This window comes from Telmatospirillum sp. J64-1, assembly GCF_006980715.1.
Taxonomy (GTDB): domain Bacteria; phylum Pseudomonadota; class Alphaproteobacteria; order Rhodospirillales; family Magnetospirillaceae; genus Oleiliquidispirillum; species Oleiliquidispirillum nitrogeniifigens.
On record NZ_SBHN01000013.1, the window covers coordinates 88,820 to 105,030 of the forward strand.

The window sequence follows — 16,211 nt, forward strand, 5'->3', positions numbered from 1 at the left end:
TTCCTCAGCCGCGGGCCGTGCGTACGCCATTCGCCAGCGCACGCACCAATCCCAGCACGTTGTCCTTCAAGCCCTCGGTCGCGCGGCCTTCGCCATCCAGCGACTCGGCCAAGGCTTGCACCAGGGCGGAACCCACTACCACGCCATCGGCATGGCGCGCCACATCGGCCGCCTGTTCCGGCGTGCGGATGCCGAAGCCGACGGCGACGGGCAACGCAGTGGCCGCCTTCAGCCGGGCCACCGCTTCCTCGATGGCCGACATCTGGGCCGAGGCGGTACCGGTGATACCGGCGATGGAGACGTAATAGACGAAGCCGGAGGCGTTGCCCAGCACGACGGGCAGGCGCTCGCCCACCGTGGTCGGCGTGGTCAGTACGATGAAGTCGATGCCGGCGGGGCGGGCATGAGCCAGCAATTCCTCGGCTTCCTCGGGCGGCAGGTCGACGATGATCAGGCCGTCCACCCCGGCCTCGGCGGCATCCTTGCAGAAGCGTTCGGGACCGTAGGCATAGATGGGGTTGTAATAGCCCATCAGGATCAGCGGCGTTTCGCTTTCCTGTTCGCGGAAGCTGCGCACGGCGCTAAGGCAACGCTCGATGCTGCCGCCGGCGGCCAAAGCGCGCTGCGAGGCGAGCTGGATCGCCGGGCCGTCGGCCATGGGATCGGTGAAGGGCATGCCCAGCTCGATCAGATCGGCCCCGGCGGCGGGCAGGCCCTTCAGCACATCGAGCGAGGTGTCGTAATCGGGGTCGCAGGCGGTCAGGAAGGTGACTAGGCCCGCGCGGCCTTCGGCCTTCAGGGCGTTGAAGCGGCGCGCGATGCGGCCGGTTTGCAGGTTACGGGCGCTCACAGGCTCTCTCCCTGGGCCTTGGCGATGGTGGCGAGATCCTTGTCGCCGCGTCCCGACAGGTTGACGACCATCAGGTGGTCCTTGGGCAGGGACGGGGCGAGCTTGGCGGCATGGGCGATGGCATGCGAGGATTCCAGCGCCGGGATGATGCCTTCCAGGCGGGTCACCATGCCGAAGGCCTCGACTGCCTCGGTATCGGTGACCGAGACATATTCCACGCGCTTGATGTCGTGCAGCCAGGAATGTTCCGGCCCGATGCCGGGATAGTCCAGGCCCGCCGAGATGGAATGGGCTTCGGCGATCTGGCCGTCCTGGTCCTGCAGCAGATAGGTGCGGTTGCCGTGCAGCACGCCGGGGCGCCCGCCGGTCAGCGATGCAGCATGCTGGCCGGACTCGAGGCCGTGACCGGCGGCCTCGACGCCGATGATGCGCACGGCGGCATCGTCGAGGAAGGGATGGAACAGGCCCATGGCGTTGGAACCGCCGCCGATGCAGGCGACCAGGCTGTCGGGCAGGCGGCCTTCGGCCTTCATGATCTGCTGGCGCGTTTCCTCGCCGATGACGCATTGGAAGTCGCGCACCATGGCGGGATAGGGATGCGGCCCGGCCACCGTGCCGATCAGGTAATAGGTGGTGTCCACATTCGTCACCCAGTCGCGCAGGGCGTCGTTCATGGCATCCTTCAGGGTGCCCGCGCCCGAGGTGACGGGCTTGACCGTCGCGCCCAGCATCTTCATGCGATAGACGTTCGGCGCCTGACGCTCGATGTCGGTGGCGCCCATATAGATGACGCATTCCAGGCCGAACAGCGCGCAGACGGTGGCCGTCGCCACGCCATGCTGGCCGGCGCCGGTCTCGGCGATGATGCGCTTCTTGCCCATGCGGCGGGCCAGCAGGATCTGGCCGACGCAATTGTTGATCTTGTGCGCGCCGGTATGGTTCAGGTCTTCGCGCTTCAGATAGATCTTGGCGCCGCCCAGGGACTCGGTCAGGCGGCGGGCATAATAGAGCGGGCTGGGGCGGCCGACATAATCGGACAGGTAATAATCCAGCTCCTGCTGGAAGGAGGGATCGGCCTTGGCCGCCTTATAGGCCTTTTCGACCTCCAGGATCAGCGGCATCAGGGTTTCCGCGACGAATCGTCCGCCGAAAATGCCGAAATGGCCGCGCTCGTCCGGTCCGGCGCGGTAGGTGTTCAAACTCTGCATGCTGGCCCCGAGATGGTCTCGTACCTGAAAGGACGGTAATAAAGCACAAACAGGCCGGGGAGCCGAAAGGATTTCTGATTTTAATAGGCCTTCTTCACGAAGGGGGAAGAGTGGGGGCCACAGGCTCGAACAAGCGGATGACGTCGGGGGCGATGAACAGGCGTTCTTTCGTGGATGTCTCGACCTGCTTTAGGATTCCCGTAGATTCCAAGCGCCGGACGGCGGTGTTCATTGCCTGGAAAGAAAGATCCTTGCCAATCGCCACGCGGGCATCGCGCAGGGTGAAGGTCGGAGTGACCAGAACCCAGGGCACCAGGGCATGGACGATGCTGTGGGCACGGGCGGATTTCGTCACGCTTCTCCAGTGCTGATACACTTGTTCCAGTTGGTGAAGGCGGTCGAGATTGGCGGCGGCGGTCTGGGCGATCAACGAGCAGAAGACGCGGGTCCAGGCGCCCAGGTCGCCCTTGCGGCGGCCATCCTTCAAGGCCTCCACATAGATATCCTTGTTCAGGTGCACCGCTTCCCCCAGAAAAGCGCAGGCATGATGCAGGGTGCTTTTGCGGCGCAGGGCCAGGGGCACCAGCAATCTGCCGACACGGCCATTGCCGTCGGGGACGGGGTGGATATGCTCGAACATCCAGTGGGAAAGCGCCTGGCGCACCAATTCCGGCCGGTCGTCGCGGGCGGCGGTGAAGCTTTCCCATTCGGCCATGGCGTCGGCGGTGGAGGCCGGTGCGGTATAGTGGAAGGTGCCGGCCGGGCTTTCCCGGTCATAGGTCCCGTTGGGATAGGCTTTCAGGCGTCCTGCTCCGGCGGCGGCCATGGAATCGGCGGCATTGCGGAACAGCCGGTGATGGATCGCCAAAGCCATTTCCGTGAAGGAAAGGGAGGGGCTTTCCGCCAAGGCGTCGAAGGCATCGGCGGTGGCAGCCACCGCGCGCGCGTCTTCAGGGTCCCGTGCCCGGCTGAGCGAGGTCTGGTATTCGAGCAGGTCGGTAAAGGTGGTGGTCGTTCCTTCCGCCCCCGAGGAATGGACGGCATCCAGCCGGGCGAACAGCTTGCCGGTCACATCGGGGACGGGAAAGGTACTCAAGGCGCGGTCGAATTCCTCGACCGCCTTGCGGGCCCGTTCGTATTGCCCCCAAACATCATCCATCCTGGGGAAGGCCGGTATCGGCGGGCGATAGCAGGAGCGGCCCCGGTCATCCGTCTCGTAGAGGCCGAAAGCTTGCATCCCCACCCCTTTCATTCAAGTTTTCTGGTGGAAAGCTAGAATGAAAGGGGCGCTCCTTCAAGGCTGAGGATAGCAGCCGGGGAGACTATTCTCCTTCGTCATCCCCTAGGCTGGCCCATTCCTTGACGCGGGCGAGGTGGCCGTAATCGCTGTAGCGGGGGGCGCGGTCGGGATGGGGGCGGGCTTCGTAGGGGGTGTCGGGATTGTCGAAGACCTGGACCAGGCCGCGCAGGCCGTCCAGGGCTTCCTGCACCAGCTTGGCGCAGTCGTCACCGGCGCTGCTTTCCTCGCCGCCCGCTTCGTTGCCGCGCAGGCGCCAGTAGAGAAGTTGGGAGACCGGGGCGGCGGGAATGTCGCGGAAGCCGCCGGCCTGGGCGATGGCGGCTTCCAGCGGAAGCTGGGGCGCATAGCCGGCGGCGACTTCCTTCTTGCTGGGCACGGCGCCGGTCTTGTAGTCGATGATGGTTAAGCTGCCGTCCTTCATGCGGTCGATGCGGTCGGCCTTTGCGGTCAGGGTGAAGGGAGCGTAATCGGCATCGATCTCCAGCCGCCCGCCGCTTTCGCAGATGATCGACTGGATTTCGTGGCGGCGGCCGTATTCATGGCCGATGAACCATTTGGCGATGCGCTCGAAGCGCGGCCACCAGAAGGCCCAGACGCCGGGCCGGGTCAGGGCTTCGGCGAAGACGGCGCGGCCCGTCTCGATCAGCTTGGCCTCGGCATCGTCAGGCAACTGCCCCGGATAGTCGCGGGTGAAGGTTTCCAGCGCCTTGTGAACCAGGTTGCCGTAATCGGCGGCGCCCGGATCGGCATCGATGGGGTCCAGCGCTTCCAGCCCCAGGATATGGCGGGCGTAGATGGCGTAGGGGTCGCGCATCCAGGTCTCGATCTGGGTCACCGACAGGCGGCGCGGGCGGGCCTCGACGGGCGGGCGCGGGGCGGGCGGCGGCAGCGGAGTGTGGCTGGCCGGGGCATCCAGCAGGGTATGCCAGTCCAGCCAATGCGGCGCGTGCCATTCGGTTCCCTTCGCCGCCTCTTCCAGGCCGCAGGCGCGCATCACGGTTTCCAGCCGCAGCAGCCATCGCGAGGGAACGGTGGGCGTGCCTTCGTTCTTCATCGCCCGCGTCATCACCACGCGCGGGGCGCAGAAGGCCTGGACGAAGTCGTGGGCGGCGAGGCCGACCCGGCGCTCGGGCGAGGGCAGGCCGAAATCGCGGCGCATGGGGCGGCTCATCCAGGGATCGGAATCCGCTTCGGGCGGCCAGCTTCCTTCGTTCAGCCCGCCCAGGATGATCAGATCGGCATGTTGCAGCCGGGCTTCCAGCAAGCCCCAGATATGCAGGCGGGGATGGCGGCCCCAGACGGGGCGGACGACGACGCCTTCCATCAGGCAGGCGAGCAGGCCGGGATAGGCCCGGGGCCAGACCTCGCCCATGGCCTCGGCGGCCTCGCCCAGATCGGCGGCGAAATTGGCGGCCACTTCGCCCGCCTCGCCGCGCCACAGGCGGGTCGGGCCGGGCAGGGTGTCGTCGGTGGCAAGGGCTTCGGCGAATTCCATATGGGCGCGGACCAGATCGGCCAGGGGCACGATGTCCTTGTCCATCAGCGCGGCGAAGGGGCGGGCGGCCTGATCCAGGATGCCCAGCCATTCCTTCAGCTCCGTTTCCTTCTCGCCCAGGGCCGCGCACAGCCCTTCGATCCCCGGCGCCGGGCGCGCGCCGCGCAGCACCACCACTTCCAGGCGCCGCACCAGCGCGCGGCACTGGTCCGGGCGCAGCCCGGCGGCGGCCAGGGGATGTTTCAGGCAGGCCAAAGTGGCGTGCGGCGAGAAATTCTCGGCCACCATCTCGGCGGCCAGCAGCAGGAACACGCCGGGCGGAGTCAGGGCCAGCGGACGGCCTGCGGAATCGTCGACCTCGATGTCCCAGCGTTCCAGTTCGGCGGCGACGCGGCGGGCGAGGTTGCGGTCCGGCGTGATCAGGGCGGCGGTGCGGCCTTCGGTTTCCAGGGCCTCGCGCAGCAGCATGGCGATGGCGCCCGCTTCCTCGCGCGGGCCGGGGCAGTCCAGCCGCGTCACGCCCTCGATGGCGGCAGCATCGGCCTGGGCGGGCAGGCTGCGCCACAGATCGGTGGTGGCGGCGGGGCGCATGGCCTCGGCGATCAGCCAAGCGCGGGCGGTGCGGGGATTGGGCGTTCTGCTCCAGGGCCGCACCCGGTCGGGCGTGATCTCCAGCTTTTCCAGAAGCTGCTTCATGCCGTGCTGGGGATGGGTCTCGTCCAGGGCTTGCCAGGAGGTGCGGTCCATGTGCTGGTCCAGGCCGGGCAGCACCACGGCCCCTTGCGGCAGGTTGGCGATGACGGCCAGCAAGGCGGCGGCGGCCGGGTTGCTGCCGGTCGAGCCGGCGGCGATGACGGGGTGATGCGGCGGCTCCTTGCGCCAGCGTTCGGCCTGGGCATGGAGAAGCAGGCTGCGTCGCGTGCTGGGATCGGCCGCGCCATGGGCCTCCAGCAGGACCGGCCAGTTCTGGGTCAGGATTTCCAGGAATTTCAGCGTGACCTGCCAATGCTCGGCCAGGTTCTCCGGCACCAGCTTTTCCAGCAGGTCGAAGGACAAATCCTCGGTCTGCACCTGGTCGAGCAGCTTGGCGAGTTCTCCGGCCAGCCTTGCCGCCTGTTCCGGCCCCGGCGGCTTGCCGCCGCGTCCCTGGCCCATGGCCATGATCAGGCGGGCCAGCAGCAGTTGCCGCTTCAGCCCCGGTATGGCGGGCGGTACCTCCAGCGAGGCGAGCGAGATGGCAAGCTCTTCCTCCTCCACCTCGCCCAGCGGCAGCATGCGCGGCAGCAGCAGCGGCTTGCCCTTGGACAGGCGCAGGAAGGCTTCGCGCAGCGAACGGCAGGCGCGGCGGGTGGGCAGCAGGATCAGGTGGCTGGCCAGCGCCAAGGGATCATGCCCCGCCTGCTCCATCACGCCCCGCGCCAGTTCATCGACGAAGGGCAGGCCGGGCGGGATGGAATAGACGGTCGGGGACATGGACGATCCTTCCTGGGGCCGCCTCACCTTTCGAGACGGCCGCTGAAGCGGCCTCTTCAAGATGAGGCTATTCCAATACCTTCCTCCTTATGCTGAGGAGCCCCAAAGGGGCGTCTCAAAGCATGGGCAGGCGCTCAGGCGCGAGGCAAGCCCTTTCTACCCTTCCCGGGCGCGCAGCAGGGCATCTATTTCGAACAGGGCGTCCGGCGTGCCGACATGGAACCAGTCGCCGTCATGGACGATGCCGAACAGGCGGCCCGCCTCCAGTGCCCGGTCGTAGAGGACATTGAGCGAGAACCGGCCTTCCGGCGCGCCGTCGAACAGGCGCGGATGCAGGATCTGCACACCAGCGAACAGCAGCGGCGCCACTTCCTTTTCGCCTCGGCGGCGCGGCACGCCCAAGGGATCGAGAAAGAAGTCGCCCTTGCCCTCATAGCCCTTGGCGGTGGCGGTGCGCTGCATCAGCAGCAGGGCGTCCATGCGGTCTGGATCGAAGGCCTGGGCCAGGCGCTGCAGGGCCGGTGTGGTGCCGTCGAGCCAGATGATGTCGCTGTTGGCGACATAGAAAGGGTCGTCGCCCAGCAGGGGCAGGGCATGCTTCACGCCGCCGCCGGTTTCCAGCAGGCTTTCCTCGTTGGAAAAGGCGATCCCGGGCCGGGTGCCGAGATGGTTGTGGATCTTACCGGCCTTCCAATGGGTATTGACGACGATGCGCTCGACCCCGGCATTGCCGAAATGGTCGAGGACGCGGTCGAGCATGGTGCGTCCGGCGACTTCGATCAGCGGCTTGGGGATTTCGTTGGTGAGGGGGCGCATGCGTTGGCCCAGGCCGGCGGCCAGGGCCATGGCGACTTTGGGCGTAACCGTCATGGAGTGGGAACCTTGCGGGCGTGAGGGGGCATGTGCCGCTCCAGCCATTCGGCGACCGGGGCCAGGGCGGGATGGGCCAGGGCGTTGTCGAAAAGGCGCCAGACGCGGGGAATATGGCCCAGATAGAGGGGCTTGCCGTCGCGGCGGCTGAGGCGGGTGAAGATGCCGATGACCTTGGCATGGCGCTGGGCCGCCAGCACCGCCCAGGAGGCCTCGAAATCATCCTGCGCGATGGCGGGCAGGGCGGCGAGGTAGCGCGCCTTCATTCCGGCGATCAGGGCGGGGTCGATGTCGCGGCGGGCGTCTTCCAGCAGGCTCATCAGGTCGTAGGTGACGGGACCGGCCACGGCATCCTGGAAATCGAGCAGGCCGCAGGCGGCAAGGCCGGGACGGTCGAGCAGCATCAGGTTGTCGACATGGAAATCGCGCAGCACGATGGTGTCGGGCACGCGGCGGGCCTGGGGCAGGACCTGGCGCCAGCGGGCGATATACTCTTCCCGCGCCGCCGGATCGGTCTCTTGTCCCAGCACGGCGGGCATGTACCAGTCGGTCAGCAGCAGCGCCTCGGTGAGCAGGCGGTCCTCGTCATAGAGCGGCAGCCCCTGCGGGATGGCCGCGCCGCCGCGCCCGTGCAGGTCGGCCAGGACGTCCACCGCCAGGGCATAGAGGGCCTTCTCGTCATGGCCGCGCGCCAGCAGGCGGGTATAGGTGTCGTCGCCCAGGTCCTCGAGCAGCAGCAGCCCGGCATCCTCGTCGGCCGCCAGGATGCGCGGCGCGCTGTAGCCCAGGCCGGTTAGGTGGCGGGCGATGGCCAGGAAAGGGCGCACGTCTTCCTGCGGCGGCGGCGCATCCATCAGCACCGCGCGCTCGCCCTTGCGCGCCAGCCGGTCATAGCGGCGGAAAGAGGCGTCGCCGGCCAGCTTGCCGCGTTCCGCCCCGTTCCAGCCGCTGCGGGCCAGGAAGTCCTCGATCAAGCCGTCGCGCCTAGTCATGCCCAAGAAGCTCCTTTAGCCGGGCGGGCCAGTCCGCCGCGCCCTTCAGTTCCGCCTGCCGGACGGTCGGGCCGTCTCCGGGGGAGAGGGTGATGTCCAGCCGCTTGGCGGGCAGAAGGTTGCCCAGCCGGTCGGGCCATTCGATCAGGCTGATTCCGTCCGCGAACGCGTCCTCGATGTCCAGTTCCCAGGCGTCGTCCGGGCTTTCCAGGCGGTAGAGGTCGAAATGCCAGATCGTCCCGGCCTCGGTGTCATAGACCTGGACCAGGGTGAAGGTCGGGCTGGGCACGTCTTCCCCGGCCCCGGCCAGCGAGCGGACGAAGGCACGCGCAAAGGCAGTCTTGCCCATGCCGAGGTCGCCGCGCAAGGCGATGACATCGCCCGGCCGCACGCAGGCAGCCAAGCGTGCCGCCAGGCTGGCGGTCGCGGCCTCGTCGGCAAGGACGAGGGTGAAAGGGTCTGTATCCATAGTATGTTTTTATCCTTGCCACTGCGGCGGTGCAACAACGCCGGAAAGGCCCGAATGATGCTTCTCTTGATTCACGGACGCCAGCCGGTATTAATCGCCCCTGATCCGCCGCAAGGAGTAAGCCAGCCATGTCCCAGACCCCCCATATCACCGATGCCATCATCGTCGGCGCCGGCCCCGTCGGTCTTTTCGCCGTCTTCGAATGCGGCATGGTGCGCCTGCGCTGCCATGTGGTGGATGCGCTGGACATGGTGGGCGGCCAATGCAGCGCGCTCTATCCCGAAAAGCCGATCTACGACATTCCCGGCCATCCCAAGATCCTGGCCGCCGACCTGGTCGCGCAGCTCGAGGAACAGGCCAAGCCCTTCGCGCCGGTCTATCACCTGGGCCAGCGCGTCGAGAAGCTGGAACGCACGGAAGACGGCAAATGGCGTGTCGAATTGACCGATGCAACCGCGATCATCGCCCCGGTGGTCATCATCGCCGCCGGTGTCGGCGCCTTCGGCCCCAACCGTCCGCCGCTGGAAGGGCTGGACGCCTATGAAGGCAAGAGCATCTTCTACATGGTGCGCAAGCGCGAGGACTTCCGCGGCAAGCGTGTGGTCATCGCAGGCGGCGGCGATTCCGCGGTGGATTGGGCGATCTCGCTGGCCGAAGTGGCCGAGAAGGTGATGGTCGTCCATCGCCGTCCCAAGTTCCGCTGCGCCCCGGAAAGCCAGGCGCGGCTGGAGCAGATGGCCAAGGAGGGCCGGATCGAGATGGTCGTTCCCTACCAGCTTCACAGCCTGGAAGGGGAAGACGGCCAGCTTTCGGCGGTGAATGTGGCGACGCTGGACGGCGCGGTGAAGCGGCTGGAGGCGGACGCCCTGCTGCCCTTCTTCGGCCTGTCGATGAATCTCGGCCCCATCGCCGAATGGGGGCTGGACATGGACCGCGCCCATATCGCCATCGACCCCAATGGCTGCAAGACCTCGGCGGAAGGCGTCTTCGCCATCGGCGATATCGCCACCTATCCCGGCAAGCTGAAGCTGATCCTTTGCGGGTTCGCCGAAGCCGCCAGCGCCGCCCATGCCGCCCGCGAGGTGGTGCATCCCGGCGAGGCGCTGCATTTCGAATATTCTACCACCAGCGGCGTACCGCAGGCCTGATCAAGGGGGGCTTCGGCCCCCGAGAAGGCCGCTTCCACCCTTGCAATCCGTCACCCCCGCGCAAGCGGGGGGCCATGGCGGGGCATATGGAATGGATTCCCGCTTTCGCGGGAATGACGAAAAAGGGATGGGCCTGTCAGCAGTCTGAAGGGGGCTTCGGCCCCGTCCTATCGGTTGCGCCGTTCCTGCTGCGCCTGGATATGGGGCGGCCAGGTGGACTTGATATAGGCCAGCACCGCGCGGATTTCCTCGTCCGACAGGATGTCGCCGAAGGCGGGCATGTCGGTGGGGTAATCCGGCCCGGCGAAATGCTGGATGCCGTATTTGGTGATGGCGAACAATTCCTCGTCGGAATGGTGCCAAGTATGGCCGCTCTCGTCATGGGGCGGGGCGGGCAGGCGGCCATCGGCGCGGCGGCTGCGCCAGTCGGGCTGGCCTTCCAGGTCGGCGCCGTGGCAGGCGGCGCAATGCTCCTGGTAGACGGCTTGGCCCTGGGCCAGCGAAGGCGCTTCTTCGCCCTGGGGCAGATAACGGGCGAAGATCGACAGCACCGCGACGATGGAGGACAGCACCAGGACGGTCCGTCCATTGACCCAGCGCATCACCTCAAACGGCCCCGGTGGTGATGACGACCTTGCCGGTGGATTTGCGGGACAGCAGGCTTTCTATGGCCGCCGGGGTGTCGGCAAGGTCGAAGCTGGCCGAAACCAGAGGCTTCAGGCGCCCTTGTTCGTACCATTCCATCAATTGCCGGAACGAGGCCCGCATGCCCTCGGGATCGAGCTGGCGGTAGGCGCCCCAATAATAGCCGATGACGGTGATATTCTTGACCAGCAGGATATTGGCCGGGATCTGCGGCACGTTGCCGCCCGCGAAGCCGACCACCAGGATACGGCCGTTGGGCGCGGTGCAGCGCAAGGAGGCGTCGAAGACGTTTCCGCCCACCGGGTCGTAGACCACATCGGCCCCGCGTCCGCCGGTGATCTCCTTGACCCGTTCGCGGATGTCCTCGCTCTTGTAGTCGATCAGATGGGTGGCGCCATGGGCCTGGGCGACGGCCAGCTTTTCCGGGCCGCCCGCCGTGGCGATGACGGTGGCGCCCAGGGCCGCGCCCACTTCGACGGCGGTCAGGCCGACACCGCCCGCCGCGCCATGGACCAGCAGTACCTCGCCCGCTTTCAAGCCGCAGCGATGGACCAGCCCGTAATGCGAGGTCCCCCAGGCGATGGGAAAACCGGCGGCGGTGACGAAATCCATCCTATCGGGGATGGCATGGACGTCGCTGGCCCGGGCGATGGCATAATCGGCGAAGCCGCCCTTGCTCAGCGTCGCCATCACCCGTTCGCCGGGACGGCAGGAGGCGACGCCGGGCCCGACCGCCTCGATGATGCCGGCGGCTTCGAAGCCCGGCGTGAAAGGCGGCTGGTGCTTTTCCTGGTATTTGCCCGCCGTGACCAGGCTGTCGGCAAAGTTCACCCCTGCCGCATGGACGCGGATCAGCACTTCGCCCTCGCCAGGTTCGGGGCGCGGCAGGTCTTCGAGCACCAGGGCGGAAGGGCCGGACAAATCGCGGCAGATCACGGCGCGCATGCGGTTCTCCTTGAACGGGGAACGTAAATGGTCATCATGCCGTTCCTGATCGACGGAGTGAAGAGGTGACGGCGTGTCGGAATTGGGGATGCGGGGTTTCTACGGTATCGGCGTGGAAGGGATCAGCAAGATCGCCAATGTCGGCAGCCTGTTCCGCACCGCTCATGCCTTCCAGGCCAGTTTCGTCTTCACCATCGGTACCGATTATTCCCGCATGCAGGGAAAACGTACCGATACCTCCGATACCACCCGGCAATTGCCCTTCTACGCCTTCCCCGACGCCACCGCCCTGATGCTGCCTCAGGGCTGCAAGCTGGTGGGGGTGGAACTGACCGACGAGGCCATCGACCTGCCGGTCTTCCGCCATCCCTATAACGCCGCCTATGTGCTGGGCCGCGAGCGGGGATCGCTGACCCCGGCCTTGCAGGAACGCTGCGACTTCATGGTGAAGATTCCCACGCGCTTCTGCCTCAATGTCGCCCTGGCCGGGGCGCTGGTGATGTATGACCGCCTGCTCAGCTTCGGCCGCTTCCCCGACCGCGCCGCCAAGCCCGGCGAAAAGCCCGAAGCCCGCCAGCACACTTTCGGCACGCCGATCTTCCGCAACCCGGAAAATCTGGCCCGCTTCCGCATGGAGCCGCCGGAGGAGTAAGGGGGTAAGGCTGCCGTCACTCCCGCGTAAGCGGGAGTCCATGTCGGTCCCAAAAGACGCTGCGGTGGCATGGATTCCCGCTTGCGCGGGAATGACGTGCTAAATCAATAAGTTCCAAGAGGCGTGCCTCTTGGCGGGTGCAGGACGGAGCCCTGCTAGAACACCGGCCGCTCGAAGGTCTGCGGCGCGGGCGAGATTTCGCGCGGGCCGGCGCGGGTGACTTCCAGAACGGCGAAGCCGCGTTCGGCGGTGCCGTTGGGCAGCAGGCGGAAGATGCCGTCGATGCCGGCAAAGCCGCTGGGATTGGTCAGGCTGGCGGTGGAGAAGTCCGGATTGGGGCGGCGGGCCAGCACGGCGGCCAACGCCGTGGCGTCATAGGCCAGGCTGGCGATGCGCGGCGGACGCGAGCCGAAGGACTGGGCGTAGCGGCTCTGGAATTCCATGAACTGGGCCGAGGGTGGCAGGGGATACCAGGCGCCGACCAGGGCCGGTTCCTGGCCCAGGCGTGGATCGTCCCACAGCATGGTGCCCAGCAGCTTGACCCGCGTCGTGTCCACTCCGGCGACCGCCAGCTGCGAGGCCAGGGCACGCAGGCGCAGGCCTTCGTCGGGCAGCAGGATGGCATCCAGGCTATCGGCCTGGGCGGCGATGGCGCGCACCGGCTGGCCCAGGTCGTTGGCGTTGGGGTCGTAGAATTCCGTTGCCACGAGGGTGCCGCCGCCACGCCTCAGGGTTTCCTGCATGGCCTGCGAGACGGCGCGGCCATATTCGGTATTGGGCAGCAGCGCGCCGAAGCGGCTCATGCCCTGGCTGCGGGCGTAGGAGACGACGCGCTCGACCTGCGGGCCGGGCAGGAAGCCCAGCACGAAGACCCCCTGCGACGCCGCCGTGCGGTCGGTCGAGAAGGACACCACGTTCAGGTTGGCCTGGCGGGCGATCGGGCCGGTGGCCTTGACGTCGCCGGAAAAGAGCGGGCCGAGGATCACGTCCACGCCCTCGGACACGGCGTGGCGCGCGGCCGCGGCGGCACCGTCGGGCGTGCCGCGCGTATCCAGCGGCAGTAGGGTGAAGTTTTCCGGCGCGGTGTCGAACAGCGCCAGCTGCGCCGCGTTCAGCATGGCGGTGCCGACGCCCGCCGAGGGGCCGGACAGCGGCAGCAGCAGGGCCGCACGCACCGGGCGGCCTTCCTGGAGCGGAACCGCCATCTCGGGCGAGATGATCACCTGCTCCTGCGGCGCGGCCTGGGCCGGCGGCGCTTCGGCGACGGGCGCAGCCCTATTGGTTCCGCCGAGGATGGGTGGTAAGTCAGTGGTCCCGCAACCGCCGACAAGCAGCAGGGCTCCAAGCAATGGCAGGACGGACAGGCGACGAAAACGAGCGGCGAGACGGCGCAAGCGCATCCTCCGATACGACAGTTCCGGGAGAGGCGCAGAGTAACGGTGGAACGGCCGGAAGTAAACCTGCCGCCGGTCTCTATCTGGTCGCTACTCCCATCGGAAATATCCGCGACATCACCTTACGGGCGCTGGATGTGTTGGCCGGCGCGGATCTGGTGGCCTGCGAAGACACCAGGGTTACCGCCAAATTGCTGGGCCTGCTGGGACTGAAGGCGCCGCTTTTCGCCTATCACGACCACAATGCCGACCGCGCCGGTCCGGCCCTGCTGGAGAAGCTGCGGGCGGGTCTTGCCGTGGCGCTGGTTTCCGACGCCGGAACACCGCTGGTTTCGGACCCGGGCTTCCGGCTGGTGCGCGCCTGCGTGGAGGAAGGAATCCCCGTCACCTCGCTGCCCGGCCCCTCGGCGCCGCTGACGGCGCTGCAATTGTCCGGCCTGCCCAGCGACCGTTTCCTGTTCGCGGGCTTCCTGCCCAACAAATCCTCGGCCCGCCGCACGGTGCTGGCCGAGCTGGCGGGGGTTCCGGCGACGCTGATCTTCTTCGAAAGCCCCCATCGCCTTGCCGAAAGCCTGGAGGACATGGCGGCCGTCCTGGGCGGACGCGATGCCGCCGTGGCGCGCGAACTGACCAAGCTGTTCGAGGAGGTGCGCCGGGCGCCCCTGCCGACGCTGGCCGCCCATTATGCCGAGGCAGGCGGTCCCAAGGGCGAGGTGGTGGTGGTGGTCGGGCCGCCGGGCGAGGCCGAGGCCGCTTCGGCCGAGGACGTGGATGCCCTGCTGCGCGATGCCCTGGCCGATGCCTCGGTGCGCGATGCCGCCGCCACCGTGGCCGCCGCCACCGGACGGCCGCGCCGGGAAATCTACGCCCGCGCCCTGGAACTGGCGAAAGAGCGGAAATGACGGGCGAGGCGCAGCGCCGGGGGCGGCGGGCCGAAACGCTTGCCGTCTGGCTGCTGCGGCTGAAGGGCTGGCGGATTCTGGCGCGGGGCCACAGGACCGGGCGCGGCACCGGGGCGGGCGAGGTGGATATCGTCGCCCGGCGGGGCAGGGTGCTGGCCTTCGTCGAGGTCAAGGCCCGCGCCGACCGCGCCGCCGCCGCCGAGGCGGTCTCTCCGCGCCAGCGCGCCCGCATCCTCCGGGCGGCCGAAGCTTTTCTTGCGGCACATCCTCATCTGGCCACATTGACGCCACGCTTCGACGTGATTCTGGTTACCCCCGCCGCGCTGCCCTGTCATCTGATCGACGCTTGGCGGCCATGAGGCGGCGGGGGTAAACTTATAGCCAATCCCATTATCCATGAGGATGAGGACCATCGTGACCATCTGCCGCCTTCTTCCCGCCTTGGCCGCCTGCGGCCTTGTTGCCCTTTCGACCGCTTGCGTTCCCGTGGTCGTCGGCGCGGGTGCCACGGCGGGCGTCGCCGCCGTTCAGGAACGGGGTTTCTCGGGGGCCGTGGATGACACGCGCATCCGCGCCGAAATCAACCATCTGTGGTTCCAGCATAGCGAGGAGATCTTCCGCAAGGTGGATCTGCGCATCACCGAAGGCCGCGTTCTGCTGACCGGGCAGGTGCCGACGCCGGAGGACCGCGTCGATGCGGTGCGCCTGGCCTGGCAGGCCAATGGCGTGCGCGAGGTGCTGAACGAGATCCAGGTCGGCGAGACGTCGGGCCTGATGGACATGGGCCGCGACAGCATCATCGCCAATCGGTTGCGTACCCGTCTGCTGACGGATAGTGCCATCCGTAACGTCAATTACAGCGTCGATACGGTCAACGGCGTTGTCTATATCATGGGACTGGCACAGGACCAGGAGGAGCTTGACCGCGTCATCGGCCATGCTCGCAGCATCCCCAACGTCCGACAGGTGGTATCCCATGTCGTATTGCGTGACGACCCAGCCCGCTTCCAGCGCTGATTCCGTGTAATGGCGGAAAAGGACGCGTTGCGCGAGGAACTCGCCCGGCTGGCGACGCTGGAGGACGAGCGGATCGATCTGGCCGGGGTCGCCCTGACCCTGGCCGCCCTGCATCTGGAAACCCCGAGGCTGGAAGAGGCCTATACCCATCTCGACGAGATCGTGGCCGATCTGGCCGGATTGGCGGCCGAGGCCGTGCAGCCCGAGGAAAAGGCCGCCGCCTTGACGGAAGTGCTGGCGGTGCGCTGGGGCTATGCCGGCGATGACGAGGATTACGACAATCTCGACAACGGCAACCTGATCCGCGTGATCGAGCGGCGCCGGGGGTTGCCGGTGGCCTTGGGCATCCTGTGGATTCATGCCGGACGCAGCCAGGGATGGAGCATTGAAGGACTGTCCTTCCCCGCCCATTTCCTGCTGCGGATCGAGGACGATAGCGGCCGGCGCGTCATCATCGACCCCTTCCATGCCGGGCGGCTGGTCGATGCCGCGGGCTTGCGCGAATTGCTGAAGACCTTCGCCGGTACGGCGGCCGAGCTGGAACCGGCCCATTACGCCCCGGTGGGCAACCGCGACATCCTGCTGCGCCTGCAAAACAACAACAAGCTGCGCCTGCTGCGCGGCGGCCGTTTGGAAGAGGCGCTGGAGATCGTCGAGGAAATGCTGCTCTTCGCACCGGAGGAGTTGCTGCTGTGGCGCGAGGCGGGCATGATCCATGTGCGCCTGGGCAATACCCGCGCCGCCATCGCGGCGCTGGAGCAATTCGTCGCCCGCGCGCCCAACGGGGCGATGCGCACCCGCGCCGTCATGCTGCTGCGCGATCTGCGCGAAAGACTGCACTAAGAAGAAAA

At 67.4% G+C, this 16,211-nt stretch carries 16 protein-coding genes; 6 read left to right on the plus strand and 10 right to left on the minus strand.

Features of this window, described 5'->3' with window-relative positions; translation table 11 throughout:
• Positions 1 to 4: 4 nt before the first annotated feature.
• The 7 genes from trpA to tsaE all read right to left on the minus strand — a co-directional run bounded on the left by trpA (position 5) and on the right by tsaE (position 8,657).
• Complete coding sequence (gene trpA, locus EPD66_RS13550; RefSeq protein ID WP_255448487.1) at positions 5 to 850, minus strand: tryptophan synthase subunit alpha; 846 nt, start codon at positions 848 to 850, stop codon at positions 5 to 7.
• Positions 847 to 2,058: a tryptophan synthase subunit beta gene (trpB, locus tag EPD66_RS13555; RefSeq protein ID WP_142849047.1), complete on the minus strand. Its 1,212-nt coding sequence runs from the start codon at positions 2,056 to 2,058 to the stop codon at positions 847 to 849. Before trpB ends, trpA begins: the two co-directional genes overlap by 4 nt.
• A gap of 94 nt (positions 2,059 to 2,152) precedes the next feature.
• Positions 2,153 to 3,295, minus strand: coding sequence for a Fic family protein (locus EPD66_RS13560; protein WP_185961412.1), 1,143 nt, complete (start codon positions 3,293 to 3,295; stop codon positions 2,153 to 2,155).
• An 85-nt stretch (positions 3,296 to 3,380) separates the two neighbouring features.
• Positions 3,381 to 6,326 (minus strand): double-strand break repair protein AddB, encoded by a 2,946-nt coding sequence (addB, locus tag EPD66_RS13565; RefSeq protein ID WP_142849049.1) that lies wholly within the window; start codon positions 6,324 to 6,326, stop codon positions 3,381 to 3,383.
• A gap of 156 nt (positions 6,327 to 6,482) precedes the next feature.
• Positions 6,483 to 7,196, minus strand: coding sequence for a nucleotidyltransferase family protein (locus tag EPD66_RS13570; protein ID WP_142849050.1), 714 nt, complete (start codon positions 7,194 to 7,196; stop codon positions 6,483 to 6,485).
• On the minus strand, positions 7,193 to 8,188 hold the full coding sequence (locus tag EPD66_RS13575) for an aminoglycoside phosphotransferase family protein (protein ID WP_142849051.1): 996 nt from the start codon (positions 8,186 to 8,188) through the stop codon (positions 7,193 to 7,195). The genes EPD66_RS13570 and EPD66_RS13575 overlap by 4 nt, the downstream gene beginning before the upstream one ends.
• Positions 8,181 to 8,657: a tRNA (adenosine(37)-N6)-threonylcarbamoyltransferase complex ATPase subunit type 1 TsaE gene (gene tsaE, locus EPD66_RS13580; protein WP_142849052.1), complete on the minus strand. Its 477-nt coding sequence runs from the start codon at positions 8,655 to 8,657 to the stop codon at positions 8,181 to 8,183. Before tsaE ends, EPD66_RS13575 begins: the two co-directional genes overlap by 8 nt.
• A gap of 128 nt (positions 8,658 to 8,785) precedes the next feature.
• Between tsaE and EPD66_RS13585 the strand changes: the two genes are divergently transcribed.
• Positions 8,786 to 9,805: an NAD(P)/FAD-dependent oxidoreductase gene (locus EPD66_RS13585; protein ID WP_142849053.1), complete on the plus strand. Its 1,020-nt coding sequence runs from the start codon at positions 8,786 to 8,788 to the stop codon at positions 9,803 to 9,805.
• A gap of 167 nt (positions 9,806 to 9,972) precedes the next feature.
• Here the strand turns inward: EPD66_RS13585 and EPD66_RS13590 are convergent, their stop codons facing one another.
• Together EPD66_RS13590 and EPD66_RS13595 are read right to left on the minus strand one after the other, a co-directional pair.
• Positions 9,973 to 10,407, minus strand: a complete 435-nt coding sequence (locus tag EPD66_RS13590) for a cytochrome c (RefSeq protein ID WP_142849054.1) — start codon at positions 10,405 to 10,407, stop codon at positions 9,973 to 9,975.
• Between the two features lie 4 nt (positions 10,408 to 10,411).
• Entirely contained in the window at positions 10,412 to 11,395 is a 984-nt protein-coding gene (locus EPD66_RS13595) for an NADPH:quinone oxidoreductase family protein (RefSeq protein ID WP_142849055.1), read from the minus strand.
• 88 nt (positions 11,396 to 11,483) lie between these two features.
• Here EPD66_RS13595 and EPD66_RS13600 point away from each other — a divergent pair, with 88 nt between their 5' ends.
• Positions 11,484 to 12,047 (plus strand): RNA methyltransferase, encoded by a 564-nt coding sequence (locus tag EPD66_RS13600; protein WP_142849056.1) that lies wholly within the window; start codon positions 11,484 to 11,486, stop codon positions 12,045 to 12,047.
• Between the two features lie 155 nt (positions 12,048 to 12,202).
• Here EPD66_RS13600 and EPD66_RS13605 read toward each other — a convergent pair whose 3' ends face one another.
• Positions 12,203 to 13,441, minus strand: a complete 1,239-nt coding sequence (locus tag EPD66_RS13605) for a penicillin-binding protein activator (RefSeq protein WP_255448488.1) — start codon at positions 13,439 to 13,441, stop codon at positions 12,203 to 12,205.
• Between EPD66_RS13605 and rsmI the strand changes: the two genes are divergently transcribed.
• Genes rsmI through EPD66_RS13625 form a run of 4 tightly spaced genes read left to right on the plus strand, consistent with a single transcriptional unit; the run spans position 13,396 to position 16,203 of the window.
• Positions 13,396 to 14,343, plus strand: a complete 948-nt coding sequence (gene rsmI / locus EPD66_RS13610; RefSeq protein WP_142849058.1) for a 16S rRNA (cytidine(1402)-2'-O)-methyltransferase — start codon at positions 13,396 to 13,398, stop codon at positions 14,341 to 14,343. The genes EPD66_RS13605 and rsmI overlap by 46 nt on opposite strands.
• On the plus strand, positions 14,340 to 14,702 hold the full coding sequence (locus EPD66_RS13615) for a YraN family protein (protein ID WP_142849059.1): 363 nt from the start codon (positions 14,340 to 14,342) through the stop codon (positions 14,700 to 14,702). The genes rsmI and EPD66_RS13615 overlap by 4 nt, the downstream gene beginning before the upstream one ends.
• A 55-nt stretch (positions 14,703 to 14,757) precedes the next feature.
• Positions 14,758 to 15,360, plus strand: a complete 603-nt coding sequence (locus EPD66_RS13620; protein WP_255448489.1) for a BON domain-containing protein — start codon at positions 14,758 to 14,760, stop codon at positions 15,358 to 15,360.
• A 9-nt stretch (positions 15,361 to 15,369) separates the two neighbouring features.
• Positions 15,370 to 16,203 (plus strand): SirB1 family protein, encoded by an 834-nt coding sequence (locus tag EPD66_RS13625; protein ID WP_142849061.1) that lies wholly within the window; start codon positions 15,370 to 15,372, stop codon positions 16,201 to 16,203.
• The last annotated feature ends 8 nt before the right edge of the window (positions 16,204 to 16,211 follow it).